Here is a 16179-nt window from a genome sequence, read left to right as displayed (position 1 = left end):
GGGTCGGCGTGCTGAGGTCTTCGGCGGTCGGCTGCGATCGCGGCCCGTCCGGCCAGGGCGCTGATTCTCCTCTCGTGAGCCGAGCGAGGATCGGCTGCTGAGTTCATGGAAACGACCGTCGTGGTGCTTCCCCTAGGGCGAAGTGCTTCTCCCGGAAGCCGGTCGGGCGTACGCCGTCGATGCTTCCTGGCGACGACGCACGGCCCGATGCGGATGGGGTCAGAGCCGTGGTTCGGCAGTGTGGTCCGTGTCGGTGGGTGCCGTTTGCGGCTGCGCGGGTGGTGAGGTCACCTCGAAGTTGGCGTTGTCGGGTTTGGGAAAGATGGTGAGCAGGAGAGTCTGGGCGGAATCGGAGACTCGTTGGATATGCACCGTGGCCGCGAACAAATCGCCGGTAGCGGGGTTGCGCCAGCGGATGGCGTCGGTGGTGGGACGGCCGAACGCGATGCGTGCGCGGCTGGTCCAGAGGCGGTTCACAAGGCGGTGTTTGCGGAGCGACCGGATGAGATCGACGGTTTGGCGGGCGCCCCGGTAGCGGCCCATGGCGCCCTTCACCGCCGCCACGAGATAATCGGTTTCGGCGGGAAAGTCGATGATGACCTCCTGCGCGATCGGGAGCAGCCACCACTCGACGACGTTGCCGACCTGCTCGAGCCCGGGCAGGGCCGCGCTCATCAGGTCGTTCATCGCGAGCACGTTGAACAACGGATCGATGTAGGCCCCGAGCACCCCCCGGCGCTCGAGGTCTTCCAGGTGGTCGAGATGCGCGGGATCGCTGAGCAGGCAGTTGCGCAGGTCGTCGGTGGATGGAAGGTCGACCGGTGGCGCTGCGAGGTCGCGGAGGTGACGCGCCTGCGCGGTGGTGAGCCGATAGGCCTTGATGAGCTGTTCGATCAGGTCGGGGCTGGGGTTGGGGCGCCGGCCCTCCTCGATCTGACGCAGGTAGGAATCGCTGATCTGGACGGCGTCGTAGACGTCGCGCCGTGTCAGGTCCGCCTCGGCGCGGACCTGGATAGAGAACCACGGCAATGTCGGCACCCGTGCGAGCGGGCCGGGTCGGGCAACCCGGTATCGGCGACGGCCGGTGGATGATTTTCTGCTCATGTATCCCTCAATCCTGGTCTTTGCATACGGCTATCTCGTGGATAGCCTGCGTGATTCCCCCGAACATTCCAGGATTACCAGAGATCATTCCGACTGGCAACGAAAAGTAGCTCGTGCCGTTCGCCGTCCGGTTGCGAAAGCAACGCACGTGCAGAAGCACGTGCAGAATCCTCGCCCACGACCTTTCTCGAAAAAATTTCGATGCGCTTCTGTCAGAAGCACTTGCCCCGTATCAATACTGGTGAGAAAGCGTTTTCGAATGTGCTTCTCCCAGCACTAGTGCTGACAGCAGCACTTGAAACCCTGGATTCGGGGGTTGCGGAGGGGTTGTGTTGTGTGCGGTAGATGTAGCCGCACAGGAGGAATTCAATGGACCCGTTCGTGATCATCTCGTGGGCGAACGCCGGACTGGCGTTGCTGTCGAACGGTTTGGCGGTGGCGTCGCAGGCGCTGTCGCTGATCTTGCCGTTCATCTGAGCGCGGCAGGGCCCGTGTGACCGGTTTCCCGGCTCCAGCGATCGGGGCCGGGAAACCGCCCGGGTAGTCGCCGAAATACTCACATTCCGTCCTCATCTTCACCTTCGCGACGAAGGGTTATCCCGCTATGCCCACACATCGAAAAGGCCCCCTTTTTCCCGCCCGAATTACTGGTCGAAGTATTGCCCTCCACGGTGCGGGACAAACCTTCGACAATCGCTGGAACGGCCGCAGACCGCGCCGGACACTAGCGGTTCGCGGCGCTCGTGCCGCTGTCGCTGCGGCGGTGCCGGTGGCGATCATGGCGGCTTCTGCGAATGTTGCTGGGGCCGCGACGGTGTCGTCCGGTGCGGATGCCGTTGCCGAGCAGCCCGGTGTCACCGGGCCTGTTCAGCCGGGCACAGCCACCCCAGCGCCGCCCCCGCCGCCGGCCGCGCCCGCGGAGCCGGAGACGTCAGTAGTCCCGCCGGTTCCGGCGTATGTGGTGCAGCCGCCGGAACTCCGCAACGGTGCGGGGCCTCGGCCGGAACCGGAGCCGGGCCCGGTGGAGCCGGTGCAGTGGAATGACCTGCATCTTCCCGAGCCGGTGGCGCCAGTGGCGCCGATCGAGGCGCCCGTGGACACGATTCGCCTCGGCCAGTGGGAATCGCCGGCACCGCCGTGGCTCCCGGCAGAGGTGCGCGACTGCCTCAACGTCGCCGCCGCGGGCGCCGAGGCGCAGATCGCGACCGCGTTGGATTCGATCGGCCTGCCCGCCGGGCGCTCGGACCGCGTTTCCGGTGCCACGCTCGGCGGCGCGGCGGTCGGTGCCGCTGCCGGCGCCGCGGCGGCGGGTGTCCCGGCGGCGGCGGTCGGCGCGGTCGTCGGCGGTCTGGTCGGCGGCACGGTCGGCGGGATCGCGGGTGCGCTCGTCGGCACGTTGGTGGAGGTCCCGGTGATCGGCACCGTCACCTCCGGTGTCGCCGGGACCGCTTTGGGCGCTGTCGCCGGTGCCGCTACCGGTGCCGCGATCGCCGGTGCTCCCGCGGCGCTCGCGGGAGCCGTCGCGGCCGGAACGGTCGGGGCGGGATTCGGTGCCGGTGTGGGGGTGGGACAGCCTTGACCGCCACCGTTCGCTTGTTGCGCACGACCGCTGGCGTGCTGGCCGCCGGTGTGAGCGTGCTGGCCGGTGCGGCGTGGCCCAGTGCGGCGCAGGCGATCCCGGTCGGCCCCGACTGTCCGGCGCTGTACGTGCTGGCGGTCCAAGGTACCGGCCAATCCTCGCCGACCGCGGACCCGACGGCCGACACAGGCGTCGTCGGTGCCGTGCTGGGACCGGTCGTCGCCGCGGTTCCCGGGCTGGTGCAGCGCGCCTACATCGGCTACGGCGCCGGATTCGGCGGCGTGGTGCCCGGCGGCAGCCCGGCACCCTACGTGGAATCAGTGACCGACGCGGTCGACAACCTGACCGCCGCGTCGGCGCAGGTCGCTGCGGTATGCCCGGACACGCTTCAGGCCGCGGTTGGCTATTCCCAAGGCGCGCAGGCGGTTTCGGTGTTCGCGCAGCGTGTCGGCGCGCACGCCGGTCCGGTGCCGCCCGAGCGGGTCGCCGCGATCGTGCTGTATTCCGACCCCGACCGCCCGACCGGCTCGCCACCGTTTCCCGGCCGCCCGGGGCAGAGCTCGCCGGATCCCGCGCCGGGCACCAGCGGCAGCGCGGTGTCGGCAGTGACCATCACAGGTCCGTCGGCGCCGGGGAGCGGCATCGCCGCGGACGGCGCGGAGTTCGGCGCATTGACCGGACGTGTCGCGGAGATCTGCACCGACGGAGACCTGGCGTGCGCCGCCCCCGAGCACGCCGCACTGCTGCGGTTCGGCGCGCTCCTCGCCGCCCGCGCTGATCTGCGCGACCCGCTCGCCGCGCTGGGATCGCTGAACACGCTGCTATCGCAGGCGCTGGGGCAGGCGTGGACGACGATCCTCGCCGAGGACGTCGCTGCCGATCCGCCTTCGGACACCTACCAGCCACGGAAGCCGTTGGCGCAGCGGCTGATCGACGCCGCCGACCCACGCATCGGATCCCCCGGGCCCGACCAGGTCGCAACCGCGGCCGAGCGGTGGGCACAAATCACTGCCGCCGCGGTGGCGAACCCGGCCGGTGTGGTGCCGGTGCTCGCCGGGCAGCTGTCCGCCGCCTGGGGACAGCTGATCGCCGACAACGCCGCCCTCACCGACCCCGCCGTGTGGGGGCGCTTCGCCGGTGCCGTCGCCGCCCACACCGGCTACGCCGCCACCGGCCAGCTCGCCTCGGGCATCGCCTGGCTGATCGCTGTCGCCCATGACATCGCAGGGAGAACACCATGACCGACGACACCCCGACCCCGGCCGAGCAGGGCATCGCGGTTACGGATCCCGACGCCCAGGCCCTTGTCGGTGAACACCGGCTCGGTGACCTGCTGCAGTTGGAGAAGACCCGCGCCCCGCAATTGACCGGAGTGACCGACACCTGGCGCATCGCATACGCCTCCAGCGACTCCTACGACGAACCGATCGCCGCCTCGGGGACCGTGCTCGCCCCTGCCGGGGCGGGCCCAGGCACGCCGCTGCTGGTGTACTGCCCGAACTTTCACGGCCTGGGCGGCCCGTGCGCGCCATCGCAACTGCTCGCCGCCGGGCACGAACCCGAGGCCGACCATATCGCTGCAGCGCTCGCCCGCGGCTGGGCGGTCGCGGTCCCCGACGGGGAAGGGCTGGGCATCGACGGCGCCGGACCCCACACGTTCCTCGCCAGCCGGGCCGCCGGACACGTCACCCTCGACCTCGCCCGCGCGGCGCAGCGCCTGCCCGACCTCGATCTCGACCAGGCCCCGGTCATTGCCTGCGGGTACGCCGACGGCGGACGGGCCACCGTCGCCGCGGCGGAGATATGCCCGGCCTACGCCCCCGACATCGACCTGCGTGGCATCGCCGCGGGCGCGGTGGTGACCGACCCCGGGACATTGGCCCCATGGCTGGCCGAGGGCCCGTGGTCGATGCTGAGTCTGGCCGGGCTGATCGGCCTGTCGCACGCGTACCGGCACCTACCACTACGGCACGTCCTCACCGAGGACGGCCGCCGCATCGCCGACGCCGCCGAAACCGCCAGTGCGGCCACGTTGTTCGAGCAGTACCGGCAACCGCTCGCGCACTGGTGCGATCGCTCCGACCCGTGGCGGGACCCGCTATGGCGATTCGTGTTCGCCAGCGAAACCGCCGGGCTCATCGGGCCGCAGGTGCCGGTGCACCTCTACCACGGGCGCTACGACACCCTCGTCCCGATCACCCACAGCCGCCAGTTGTACGACGACTACCAGGCACTTCACGTCGAAGTCCAGTGGCGCGACTACCCCATCGGCCACTTCGGCGCCGCCACCGCGGGCCTCGACGACGCCCTGGATTTCCTCGGCGCCGCGCTGAACCGCGCGCGCCCCGCTCCGACCGATCCGCACGCACCTCGGAAATGAAAACGATGTCCAGCAACAGTATTAGAACGCGCGGCACCCGCCGCTGGACGCCCGTGCACTGCTGGCAGCGCGCCGCGACGAGCGGGGGAGCGGCCGTGCTGGCGCTGACTGTAGCGACCGTCCCGGCCCTCGCACAGCCCGGCGGTGGTACGCCACTGGGGACGACCTGTCCGGTCCTATATGTACTGGGCGCGCAAGGCCCGGACGAAACCTCACCCGACACCCCGGCGACAGTCGATACCGGCGCGCTCGGACAGCTGTTCGCCGGGCTGCCCACCGCCGACGGACACCTCGTCCAACGCGCCTACATCCGCTACGGCCACACCGACACCGGCACCGAACTGCCCTATGAACAGGCCGTGCCCGACGCCGCCGGACAGCTGGAGACCATGGCCACCGAAGTCGTGGCCCGCTGCCCGTCCACCAGGATCGCGGTCGCGGGCTACGGGCAAGGCGCCGCGGCCGCATCGGCATTCGCCACCCGCATCGGGGAAAAGCAAAGTCGCCTGCCTGCCGACGCCGTTGCCGCAGTCGCACTGTTCGCCAACCCGCAGCGCCCGCCCGACACCAGTACACTGCCCGGCCACGCCGGCCAAACTTCTCCCTCTCCGGTGCCCGGCACCTCGGGCAACCACGTCGCGGCCATCCGGTTCGACGAGCACCCCACCGCCGGCGCGGGCCTCGTCGCCGCGCCCGCCGGCCCGGGCGGATACGGCACGCTGACCGGGCGGGTGGCGGACTTCTGTGTCCCCGGCGATGTCGCCTGCGACACCGACGCCGGATCGCCACTGGCGCAAACGGTCAATCGGATTGCCGCGCAATCGGATCTGCGCGACCCGATCAGCGCGATCACCACCGCAGCGCAAGCGCTCGCCGCGACCGCGTGGAAGACCACCGCAGGCGTGGTCACCGAGGACCTGTCCGGCAACAGCCTGGACCAGCTGTCGTACCAACCGGCCAAAACCCTCGGGCAGCGACTGGCCGAAGCCGCCGACCCCGCCACCCCGATGCCCGGCCCGGACCAGGCCCTCGCGGTGCTGTTCCGGATGGGCGCCATCGGTTTGAACACCGCGCTCTCGGTCGCACAGAAAGTGATCACACCCGCCACGATCGCCGAGCTGGCCACCGTCGGCATGGCCAACCCCGTTGCCGCGCTGGGCATCCTCGGCACCGCGCTCGCCGGAGCGGTCGCCGAACTCATTCCGCCGCAGACCGCGCTGGGCTGGGTGAACCAAGCCTTCGACGCGATCGCCAGCACCGTCACCGACGACCACGAGCTCTACCAGCTGGCCACCCGCACCCAGTACTCCACCACCACCAGCCGGCGCAGCGCCTACACCACCGCCACTGCCACACCCACCGGCGCCGCACCCCTCACCGCGGCCGCCGACTGGTTCGCCGCCGCCGCCCGCGACCTCGCCGACACCCACCCCACCGCAATCTCGCCATCACCCGCACCCATGATCACCTCCCTGCCGACGACCTCGTCGGCAGCACCCCAGATCCGACCCGGCACATCTCTCACCCCGGTGCCGGGCTCGTGAAAGGCCCTTCGGCGGAGACCGGCCCCGGGCGCCCCGGGGTACTCAGGTCCCTCGCGGGCGGTCTCCCCGAAGGGCACCAAACCCACTACCGCACAACGCTATTCACTCTCAGAGGAGGTGACCACCATGCCCCGCAACAGCACCACCGAGACTGACCACGGGTGGGGCTGGCTCGCCGACACCCTCGCCAGCCACCCGCCCTGCGCACCTGAACGCCGCGGCACCGAATGGGCCTGGCTGGCCACCGCCCCGCCTCGCGCCGGATCGGAACCGCGCCACCGCCTCGGCCTGCCGCGACGGACACGGTTCGTCGTCGCCGTGATCGCCGCGGCCGCAGCCACGCTGATATTCGCCACCGTGCTCACGAGCACCGAGGCCGGACAACGTCGAGCCGACCCCGTCCAGACCGCCATGCCCCCGACCAGCACGGCGGCGTCCGCCGGAGCTGACGCGTGCGCGGGACTTAGCGGACCGGTGGTCACCGACGGTGCGGGGGACACCTCGACCGTGGCCGGGACCATCGCCGGATTCGAACACGCCTACTACCGGCTCAGATCGGCCGCGGACGCGATGCGGCTACTTGCCCCGGAAACGGGCATCGCCGCCGAGCCCCTCGCCGCCGGGATCGCCTCCGTTCCCACCGGCACCACCCACTGCGTCGCGATCACGCCGCTCACCGACACCACTGCGGCTGTGCACCTGGTCGAACTCCACCCCGACCGGCAGCGCATCGACTACCTCCAGGTGATCAACACCCGTCCCGCAGACGGCGGCGCGTTGATGATCACCAACATCCAGACGGCGGGATGACATGGCCGCCCACATCTTTCCCCTGCACCCCGTAGCCACAAGCGACCGTCCCCGCACCGGTCTGGAACCCGGCACCATCGCCGCCCCGGCCCCGCAGCGGCGCGCCCCCGTCCGTGACGTACCGCTGCCGACCACCGGCGCGCACCCGCCACTGTTCGCGGTCCTAGGCGCTCACGGCGGCGCCGGCACCTCGACTCTCGCGCGCTGGTGGGCACATTCCGCCGATACCGGCCGGGCCTGGCCCGCCCACCCGCGCACCACCCAGCGTGTCGTCATCGCCGCACGTGACTGCCTGCCGGGCCTCACCGCCGCCGCCGACCGCCTGCGCGAATGGCACGCCGGACTCACCCCGGACGGCGTCACCGTCATCGGCCTGGCCCTCACCGCCGCCCGCCCCGGCCGCGTCCCGGCCGCCGTGCGCCGCTACCGACGCACCGTCGCCGACCTTGTCGACGGCGCGGTCTGGAACATCGCCTGGCACGACGACCTGCTCGTCCACGACCTCACCGACCTGGCCCAGCTGACCCCCGCCGACCTCGCCCCGCCCCGGCGCGCGCGCCTCACTCAGGCCGTGCCCGCCGACGTCCATCGCGCCGCGACCGCGATCACCACCGTGATCGTCGCCGCGCACAGAACCGATCCCGTACCCGGGAGCCATCCATGATCACCTTGCTCCTCGACGCGACAACCATTGTCGCGCAACAGACACCGGCCAATCAGATACCGATCACTCCGGTACCGCCACCAGGATCCGAGGGACTGATCAAGGTGGTGAACTGGCTGGCCTGGATGGTCATGCTCGCCGGCGTCGGCGCTCTCATCTACGCCGGCGGCAAATTCGGCTGGGAACGCTGGCACGGCGGCGCGCTCGAAAGCCCCAAAATCGTCCTCGGTGCCCTGGTCGGCGGCATCATCGCCACCAGCGCCGGATACATCATGTCCGAAATCGTGGTCCGCCGATGAGCGCTGCGCACCGTTCGCCATCCGCACTCGTCTCCGCCGCGAACCAGCCTCTTTCGCACGCAATTCCGTTCACCCACACCTGTGACAAGGGACCGCTACCGATCATGCCTCTCGACCATCACCCTGTGACCTTCGTGTCCGCTGACGGCGTCCATTTGGCAGGCACTCGCCTGGGGCGACCCGGCGCGGTGGCGACGGTGATCTACGTCCACGGCCTGCTCACCGACAGCTCCTACTGGGAGCCACTGACCCGCCGCCTGCACCACCGCTTCGACGGCGGCATCGCCCAGATCACCTACGACCAACGCGGCCACGGCGCCTCCGGACGCCCCCACCGCCGCACCGGCACCACCATGGCCCACCTCGTCGCCGACCTCGATACCGTGCTGACCGGCGCCACCGGCGCGACCGTCCTCGTCGCACACTCCGCCGGCGCCCTAGCCGTGCACGCCTGGGCCGAACAGCACCCCCACCGCGCTGCCGCCCTGGCCGGGCTCGTGCTGTTCAACAGCGCCGGCGAGTTCCCCGAATTCCCCTCCCTGCCAACTCATTTCCGCAACTGGTCGCAGCGGTTGCACCGGTGGCGGCGCGGCCCGCTGGACCCGATCGCCGCCGCAGCCGCCACCGCCCTCGAGCGCCGCTTCCGCCGCCGCAGCCGCCGCCTCGGCGCCAAGGCCCACCTCATCACCGCCGACCGGCCCGCCGACCCCCGCGTGCTCACCGACGTGCTCGCCGCCTACCGCAGCTATACCCTCACCGCCGACGCCGCAGCTCCGCTGCGCAGCACGCCGTCGTTCGTACTCAGCGGTGACCGCGACAAGATCGTCCCGCCGACCCAATCGGTGCGGCTGGCCGACAAAATCTGGGCCGACTACACCGTTGTCCCCGGCGCCGGGCACTCCCTGCCCCACACCCAACCCGACACCGCCGCCGACACCATCACCGAAGCCCTGCACGTCGCCTACCACGCCACCATCAGCGACCCGGTCCTCGGTGTGCTCGCCGACGACACGGCCGAGCCGGGCCGACCGACATGAGCGCGACACCCCTTCCCGCGGAGGTGATCCGACCGATCACCCAGATGCTCGGCTGGCTGGCCTGGATGGTCCTGCTGGTCTGTGTGGCCCGCGCGGTCTTCGTCGGCGGGCAACTCGCGATGCGCCTGTACCGCGACGAGGCCGTCGAAGGGCTCGCCGGCGCCCTTCTCGCCGCCGTCCTCGCCGCCGCAGCCAGCGGCCTCGCGGCTGCCCTCCTCCCGACTCATTGACCACGAAAACCATTGGGAGACAACCATGCCGAATCTCGACCGCCGCGCCACCACAGCCGTGCTGGCAGTCACCCTGGCCTGCCTCGCCACTGTTTCCGGGTGCACCACCGATGACCACCACGCCACACCGATCCCGGTCGACCTCGGCGACATCCATGAGCCACCCAGGGAGCTGACCACGACGGTGTTCCAGGGCATCACCCTGCCACTCGCCGCTCAAGGGCCGCACCGCCGTAACGAGCCCGCACTCACCGGGTTCGACCACACACCCGCCGGCGCCGCACTGGCCGCGATCCACGCCACCGTCCGCATGTCCGTCGCCACCGACAGCCAATGGCCCCAGATCGGACAACAACTGCTCGCCCCAGGTCCCGGCCGCGACGCCTGGGCAGTGGCCCGCGCGCAGATCTCCCTCACCCAACCCGTCACCACCCCGCCGAAGATCCTCGGCTACCAGATCGCCCGGTACACCCCCGGCGAGGCCGACACCGCCATCTACACCGTGCAGCCCGACACGTCCTTGACCCGCAACCTCGCCACCGTCGTCTGGCGCAACAACGACTGGCGGCTGCTGCTGCCCGACCCACCCGGCACACCGACGGTCACCGCGCCCCTCGCCCTGCCCGCCGACACCGTCATCCTGCCGATGCGGTGAGAACGGAGCGCTCCCGTGAACAACCGCCGCCTACTGCTAGTCCTCCTGATCAGCGCCGTACTGGTGCTCGCCGCCGTCGTGACGCTCGCCGTCACCACCCAGCGAAACACCACACCGTCACCGGCACCGACCACCACACCGTTCGCCGCGGCCACCGCGCCGCCGACCGGAACTCGGCCGCCGACCACCGACCTGTTCGGCAACCGCCTCGAAGTCACCGGTGACGACAGCGGCACCGCGCTACCCCAGGACCCTGCCAGCAGGCCCGACCCGGCCGCACCGACCTACCTCATCGCCGCACCCGCGCGCTTGCAATGGCAGCACGGCTGGGGTGGCGCGGCCCTCCCCGTCTCCGGCAGCGACGGGCCCGACCGCATCAGCGACGGCGTCGCGTCCGGATTCGCCCGCACCCCCCAAGGCGCCGCGCTCGCCGCCTGCGACGCCGTTGCCCGCGCGCTTGCCGCACCGGAAGGCACCTGGCAGGCCATCGTTCGCGGCCGATATCTCGGCGGCGGGCAACCGCTGATCGACCGCTTCGCCCGCAGCCGCGCCTCCACACCCTCGGCTGCCCAGTACGCCACCGTCCCCGACGGCATTCGCGTGCTACCCGGCTATCAATCCGACTTCGCGGTCGTCGAGATCGCCGTGCGCGCGCGCAACGGCTACGCCTCCAGCACCTGGCCGATGGCCTGGCACGACGGCGACTGGCGAGTACGCGTCCCCGACGACATCGAGTCGTTCTGGCGAACAACCACCTCGCTCAGCACTGTGCACGACTTCGGGCAATGGAAGACGGCATGAACGGCTTCACAGCGGTGCCCGCTGACGCACAGACCAGGCTCGACGGCTGGCACACCCAAACCACGAATGACGTGTGCGATCTTCCGGGCGCCGCAGCGACAGTGTGTCAGTATCGGCAGTTCAACGAGTTCGGCGGGAGAGCGGTTGGCGCGGCGGCCAACTCGGTGCTCGAAGACCTGGTCGACGCGCTGGTGGACGGAACGGCCACCGTGCTGCGATTCGCGCTGTCGTGGTGGACGCAACTGCCCTCACCGCAGCTCGAATCTGCCTCCCATACTCCCGGCCCTGTCCTGGCGTCGGTGCGCGAGTACACCAGCGGGCTGCAAGTCCTGCTGATGACCGGCGGCATCTTGTTCGCCGCCGCACGTCTGGCCCTGGCCAAACGCGGCGGGCTGGCCGGCGAGGCACAGGAAAGTTTTCTCATCTTCGCGCGGGCCGTTTTCGCCTCCATGATGTTCGCCGCCATCATCACCACCGGCACCAAGGCCGGAGACGCGTACGCGGACTGGGTCCTGTTCGACGCCACACACGGCGACCTCAACGGCGCGGTGGAACGCCTCGGTCTTTTCGACTTACGCACCCACCTGAGTCTCGGGACCGGGCTGCTGTTGGTGATCGGGCTGCTCGGAATGCTCAGCATGCTGGTGCAACTGGTCATGCTCGTGGTTCGTCAAGCGCTGCTGGTGCTCGTGGTCGCCGCGTTGCCGATCGCTGCCGCGGCCGGTGGCACCGGGCCGGGTTCGCAAGCCTATAAGCGGATGTTGTCGTGGGCGTTGGCGTTCGTGCTGTGGAAACCGGTGGGCGCGTTGTGCTACGCGATCGCGTTCACCGCCGCAGGCGCGAACAACCCTGCTGGACAACAAGACCCGCAACTGGTGCTGCTCGGTCTCGTGTTGCTGCTGATGGTGGCTGTGGTGCTGCCCGCGTTGATGCGGCTGGTGGCTCCGGCGGTGGCGACGCTGGGCGGGGGAGGCGGCGCTACTGCCGCCCTGGCCGGCGGCGCGGTCGGGATCGCGATGGGTACGGCGGGCGGGGGAGACAGATCCGAGGCCCGCCAGGTCGGCGAAGGCGACAACGCGCCCGGCGGCTCGACTCCACCTGGTGGACCACCGCCGGGCGGCGGCGCCCCGAACGGCGGTGGCCGACCGACCCCGTCTGGCGGCGGCGGAAGCGGAAGCGGCAACACCGGCGGTGGGACGGGCTCGGCGAGCGGCCAGGTCGCCGCGAGGTCGCCGTCGCCGGCAGCTGGCGCGGCGGGAACGAAATCCTCCGCGTCGGCTGGTTCCGGCGCAGGCAGTGCCGGTGCTGGCGGCGCGGTGGCCAGCGGGATGGTGGCCGCGAAAGAAGGGTTGCAGCAGGCCGGTTCGGTGGTGGAGTCGCAGGTGCGCGACGCCACTGAAGCGGGGTGGGACCCCGAAGCGCTGGGCCCCCAGGAGGTCCGGCGATGAGCGCGACACGGATGTACGGACGTTGGGAACGTCCACGTTCGGCCGGTTTCTTCGGGTTGACCTGGGCCACCTCGATGCTCGGGCTCGGCCTGGTAATCGCGGTGATGGTCACGTTCATGGCCACCCGGTCGCTATCGGCCGCCGGCGGGGTTCTCGCCGCCGCAGCCGTCGTGTTCACACCGCTGGCGGTCACAGTCGGCGGCCGGACGGGCTGGGAGTACGCGGCACTGCGCATCCAGTACGGGCTGGCGTGGGCACGCAGAGAAACGATGTATCGGGCGGGACGGTTCGCCCGGATACCCGGCGCGGCGAAACTGCCGGGGCTGCTGGCGGATTCACGGCTGGCCGAATACGAAACCCCGGGCGGGCGACGGTTCGCACTGGTACACGTGCGGCGTACCGACCACTTCACGGTGATCGTGCGCGTACTGCCACGCGGTAGGGAGCTGGTGGACCAGAGCCAGATCGACTCGTGGGTCGCCGAATTCGGGCAGTTCCTGGCCTCGCAGTCACGCGGCGGGGACGTGGTCGCGGTGACCGCGGTGACCGAGAACGTCGTGGAAACCCACCTCAAACAACACCGCGAGGTCGCGCGCTTGGTCCGCGAGGACGCGCCGGAGTTCGCGCGGACGGTGATGCGGCAGGCCGCCGCCGATATCGGCGGCGTCGGTGTCCGAGTCGAGGCCCGCATCGCGGTCACCTATCGCGCGATCGGGAAAGGCCGGGTCCGCCGCGATGTCGCCGAGCAGGCCCGCGAGATCGGGCAGCGGCTGCAGGCGGTGCTGTCGCAGCTGGCGCGCGCCGGGCTGCCAGCAACCCCGCTGGAGGCGTGGGAGGTGCTGGGATTGGTCCGTTCCCGCTACGACCTGGCCGCGCAACGCGACGTCGAGACCGCCGCCCGCAGGATCACCGACACCCAATCATGGGACAGCGTCGGGCCTGTCGCGCACGACGACCGCTGGGACCACTACGTGCACGACGGCGGCCGGTCGATCACCTGGGAAATGGACGGCGCCCCGCGCGGCGCGGTGATCGAGACCGTCCTCGAAGACCTGCTACGCCCGCGCGCCGACGTGCCCCGCAAACGCGTCGCGGTGGTGTATCGGCTGCACTCGGCGGCTGAGGCCGCCGACCTCGTCGACGCCGACTACCGCGACGCGGTGGCCGCGGAACAGACCGAACGCGGCATCGCGTCGGCGGCCGCGTCGATCCGCGTGGACAACACCCGCGCCGCCCGACACGAACAAGCCCGCGGCGCTGGCCTCACCCGGGTCGGGGCCCTGGTCACGATCACCGACACCCTCACTGCGGACATGCCCGGTATCGAGACCACCGCCAAAGCGATGGCTGCCGCGTCGCGGCTGAGCCTGCGCCGCTGCTACGGAGCCCAAGCCGCCACCTTCGCCGCCTCGCTCGGCGTCGGCGTGATCCTGCCCGAGCACACCTCCCTGCCGCGCTGGGGCACGCCATGACCGATGTCAGAACGCGGGCATACGGACCGCGCAGAGCACGAAAAACGGTGCAGGTCGCCGGAATTCGACTGCTGACCGCGCAAGCGCGCGCCGAGACCGAACAGGCTGCGACCGGGCGCGGACTGCGGGCGATGCGTGCACGGTCACGGTTGTCGGCCGACGACCACCGCCGTGTCACCGCCGCGCGGCGGCTCGAGGACCAGCAGTGCGACGGCTTCGACCGACCGCGAGCACGGCTGACCGACCGCGGGTACAGCGGGCCCGGCGGCGGCCGAGCCATGGTCGTGCCCCCGACTCCCGAATGGCGGGCGACCACTGTCCAGGTCGCCGGCCTGTGGCCGTTCGCCGTCGGCGCCACCGCCCCCACTGTCGGCACCCCGATCGGCACCCACTACGTCACCGGGGCACCGGTGCACTTCGATCCGATGTCGTGGTTCCTGCGCGGCTACCTGCCCGCTCCGATCGCGTTCGTGCTGGCGCTCAACGGGTTCGGCAAGTCCAGCTTGATTCGGCGGCTGGCCACCGGCGCGGTCGCCAACGGACAGACCGTGCTGTGCATGGGCGACACCAAACCCGACTACCGCGACCTGGTCACCACCCTCGGCGGGCAAGTCATCGACCTCGGCTACGGGCACGCCACCATCAACCCACTCGCCGTCGGCGCTCTCGGCTCGGTCCTGCACCGGCTCATCGACCCCGACCAACGCCGCCAGGTCGCAGCCCGTGTGGAAGCCGGACAGGTCAACATCGTCGCCGGCCTCATCGAACTCGTCCGCGGTACCCGCGTCGCCGACTACGAAGAAACCCTCCTCACCGCCGGACTGCGCGAACTCTACAGTCACACAGGAGGTTTCACTCCCGCACGACCGCCCCGGCTGTCGGACCTGCTCGCCGTCATCGCCACCGGCGGAGCCCGACTTCGGCAATTCGCCGAAGAAGACGACGAGCACTCCTACCGGGCAGGCACCAAGAACCTGCGCCGCTCCCTGCGGGCGCTGATCGAGGGCCCATGGGGAGCAATCTTCGACCGCCCCACCAGCACACCCCTCGATATCGCCGCCCCGGCAGTGTGTATCGACGTCTCGCGCATCCCCGAAGGTGACACCAAACTCCTCGCCGCCGCGCTAATGGTGTGCTGGTCGGAAGGATTCGGCGCCATCGCCGCCGCCCACGCCCTCGCCGACGCCGGACTCGCGCCGCCACGCACCTTCCAGGTGGTGATGGATGAAATCTGGCGGGTGCTGGGCGCGGGCGCGTTCATGGTCGACCGCACCGACGCCCTGACCCGCCTCAACCGCGGACTCGGCGCCGGACTGGTCATGTGCAGCCACACCATCAAAGACCTCGCCGCCTTCGACAGCCCCGCCAGCCAAGCCAAAGCTCTCGGCTTCTTCGAACGCGCCCGCGCCAAAATCATCGGCCCCGTCGGCCCTGACGAAGTCGACCGGATCCGGGCCGCCGTGTCGATCACCGACACCGAGAAATTACTGCTCACGTCCTGGGCCGCGCCCCGCCCGCCGACCGACGACACCGACGACCGAGTCCGCGAGATCCCGCCCGGCACCGGATGTTTCCTGATCAAGACCGGCGAAGCGGGCGAACCCGGCATCCCGGTGCGGATGACGTTCACGCCTCGCGAGCGCGACGCCGACATCCACAACACCAACCGGCGATTCAGCCACTTGACCGCCCCCACAACAGATTCCCACTCCCACGCCACAGAGGAGGGCGCTCATGGCTGAGCACGCCTGTCTTCCAACTCGTCCGGCGGATGGTCGTCTTCTCACCGCTGGCGCCTATCCGGGCCGGTCCGTTCGCCGCCACACCGCCGCCTCCCACATGCGTGCAGGTGTGAGGACGGCCGCCACCAACCCTGCTGCGCCGGATGAGTTCCGCGGAGCATCCGATGACATCGCGCACCCCGTACCGGTACATCTCCGCACCGGTCGCTCGCGGCGGGCGGCGACGAGCCCCATCCAGGACCGAACCGGACTCCTGCGCGGCCCGCGGAGGATACCCCCGACCTCACCCCGGGGTACGGAGAGCGACGACCCGACGAGACGACAGCACCACGCATTCACTGACCGCTACCCCCGATGGAAGTCCTCGGCGGTCGAGCACGGGGCCGCCCGTCAGCACGAACGGATCCAGCGGGT

General features: G+C 70.6%; 15 protein-coding genes. 14 read left to right on the top strand and 1 reads right to left on the bottom strand.

The window, feature by feature from the left end:
* Positions 1-219 precede the first annotated feature (219 nt).
* The gene (locus IU476_RS31795) at positions 220-1029 is read right to left on the bottom strand and encodes a helix-turn-helix domain-containing protein (protein ID WP_195106015.1); all 810 of its coding nucleotides are present in this window, start codon (positions 1027-1029) and stop codon (positions 220-222) included.
* Between the two features lie 853 nt (positions 1030-1882).
* Here IU476_RS31795 and IU476_RS31790 point away from each other — a divergent pair.
* The 14 genes from IU476_RS31790 to IU476_RS31725 all read left to right on the top strand — a co-directional run bounded on the left by IU476_RS31790 (position 1883) and on the right by IU476_RS31725 (position 15765).
* Positions 1883-2683 (top strand): hypothetical protein, encoded by an 801-nt coding sequence (locus tag IU476_RS31790; RefSeq protein WP_195106014.1) that lies wholly within the window; start codon positions 1883-1885, stop codon positions 2681-2683.
* Between the two features lie 17 nt (positions 2684-2700).
* Positions 2701-3924, top strand: coding sequence for a cutinase family protein (locus IU476_RS31785; protein ID WP_228824631.1), 1224 nt, complete (start codon positions 2701-2703; stop codon positions 3922-3924).
* Complete coding sequence (locus IU476_RS31780) at positions 3921-5063, top strand: lipase family protein (protein ID WP_195106013.1); 1143 nt, start codon at positions 3921-3923, stop codon at positions 5061-5063. The genes IU476_RS31785 and IU476_RS31780 overlap by 4 nt, the downstream gene beginning before the upstream one ends.
* A gap of 5 nt (positions 5064-5068) precedes the next feature.
* A complete protein-coding gene (locus IU476_RS31775) occupies positions 5069-6607 on the top strand; it encodes a cutinase family protein (protein WP_195106012.1) in 1539 nt (512 codons plus the stop codon).
* A gap of 126 nt (positions 6608-6733) precedes the next feature.
* The gene (locus IU476_RS31770; RefSeq protein WP_195106011.1) at positions 6734-7417 is read left to right on the top strand and encodes a DUF8176 domain-containing protein; all 684 of its coding nucleotides are present in this window, start codon (positions 6734-6736) and stop codon (positions 7415-7417) included.
* Position 7418: 1 nt separating this feature from the next.
* The gene (locus IU476_RS31765) at positions 7419-8081 is read left to right on the top strand and encodes a hypothetical protein (RefSeq protein ID WP_195106010.1); all 663 of its coding nucleotides are present in this window, start codon (positions 7419-7421) and stop codon (positions 8079-8081) included.
* Entirely contained in the window at positions 8078-8380 is a 303-nt protein-coding gene (locus IU476_RS31760; protein WP_195106009.1) for a hypothetical protein, read from the top strand. Before IU476_RS31765 ends, IU476_RS31760 begins: the two co-directional genes overlap by 4 nt.
* A gap of 125 nt (positions 8381-8505) precedes the next feature.
* Entirely contained in the window at positions 8506-9417 is a 912-nt protein-coding gene (locus tag IU476_RS31755; RefSeq protein WP_195106008.1) for an alpha/beta fold hydrolase, read from the top strand.
* Positions 9414-9647: a hypothetical protein gene (locus tag IU476_RS31750; RefSeq protein ID WP_195106007.1), complete on the top strand. Its 234-nt coding sequence runs from the start codon at positions 9414-9416 to the stop codon at positions 9645-9647. Before IU476_RS31755 ends, IU476_RS31750 begins: the two co-directional genes overlap by 4 nt.
* A 25-nt stretch (positions 9648-9672) precedes the next feature.
* Positions 9673-10302: a DUF8175 domain-containg protein gene (locus tag IU476_RS31745; RefSeq protein ID WP_195106006.1), complete on the top strand. Its 630-nt coding sequence runs from the start codon at positions 9673-9675 to the stop codon at positions 10300-10302.
* A gap of 15 nt (positions 10303-10317) precedes the next feature.
* A complete protein-coding gene (locus IU476_RS31740) occupies positions 10318-11103 on the top strand; it encodes a DUF8175 domain-containg protein (RefSeq protein WP_195106005.1) in 786 nt (261 codons plus the stop codon).
* On the top strand, positions 11088-12551 hold the full coding sequence (locus IU476_RS31735; protein ID WP_195106004.1) for a hypothetical protein: 1464 nt from the start codon (positions 11088-11090) through the stop codon (positions 12549-12551). Before IU476_RS31740 ends, IU476_RS31735 begins: the two co-directional genes overlap by 16 nt.
* Positions 12548-14023, top strand: coding sequence for an SCO6880 family protein (locus IU476_RS31730; RefSeq protein WP_195106003.1), 1476 nt, complete (start codon positions 12548-12550; stop codon positions 14021-14023). Before IU476_RS31735 ends, IU476_RS31730 begins: the two co-directional genes overlap by 4 nt.
* Positions 14020-15765 (top strand): putative type IV secretion/conjugal transfer ATPase, encoded by a 1746-nt coding sequence (locus IU476_RS31725; protein WP_195106002.1) that lies wholly within the window; start codon positions 14020-14022, stop codon positions 15763-15765. Before IU476_RS31730 ends, IU476_RS31725 begins: the two co-directional genes overlap by 4 nt.
* Positions 15766-16179: the final 414 nt, after the last annotated feature.

This window comes from Nocardia blacklockiae, from assembly GCF_015477355.1.
GTDB classification, from domain to species: Bacteria; Actinomycetota; Actinomycetes; order Mycobacteriales; family Mycobacteriaceae; genus Nocardia; species Nocardia blacklockiae.
Note: the sequence above shows the minus strand (reverse complement) of the source record. Positions and strands in the feature narration are given on the sequence as shown.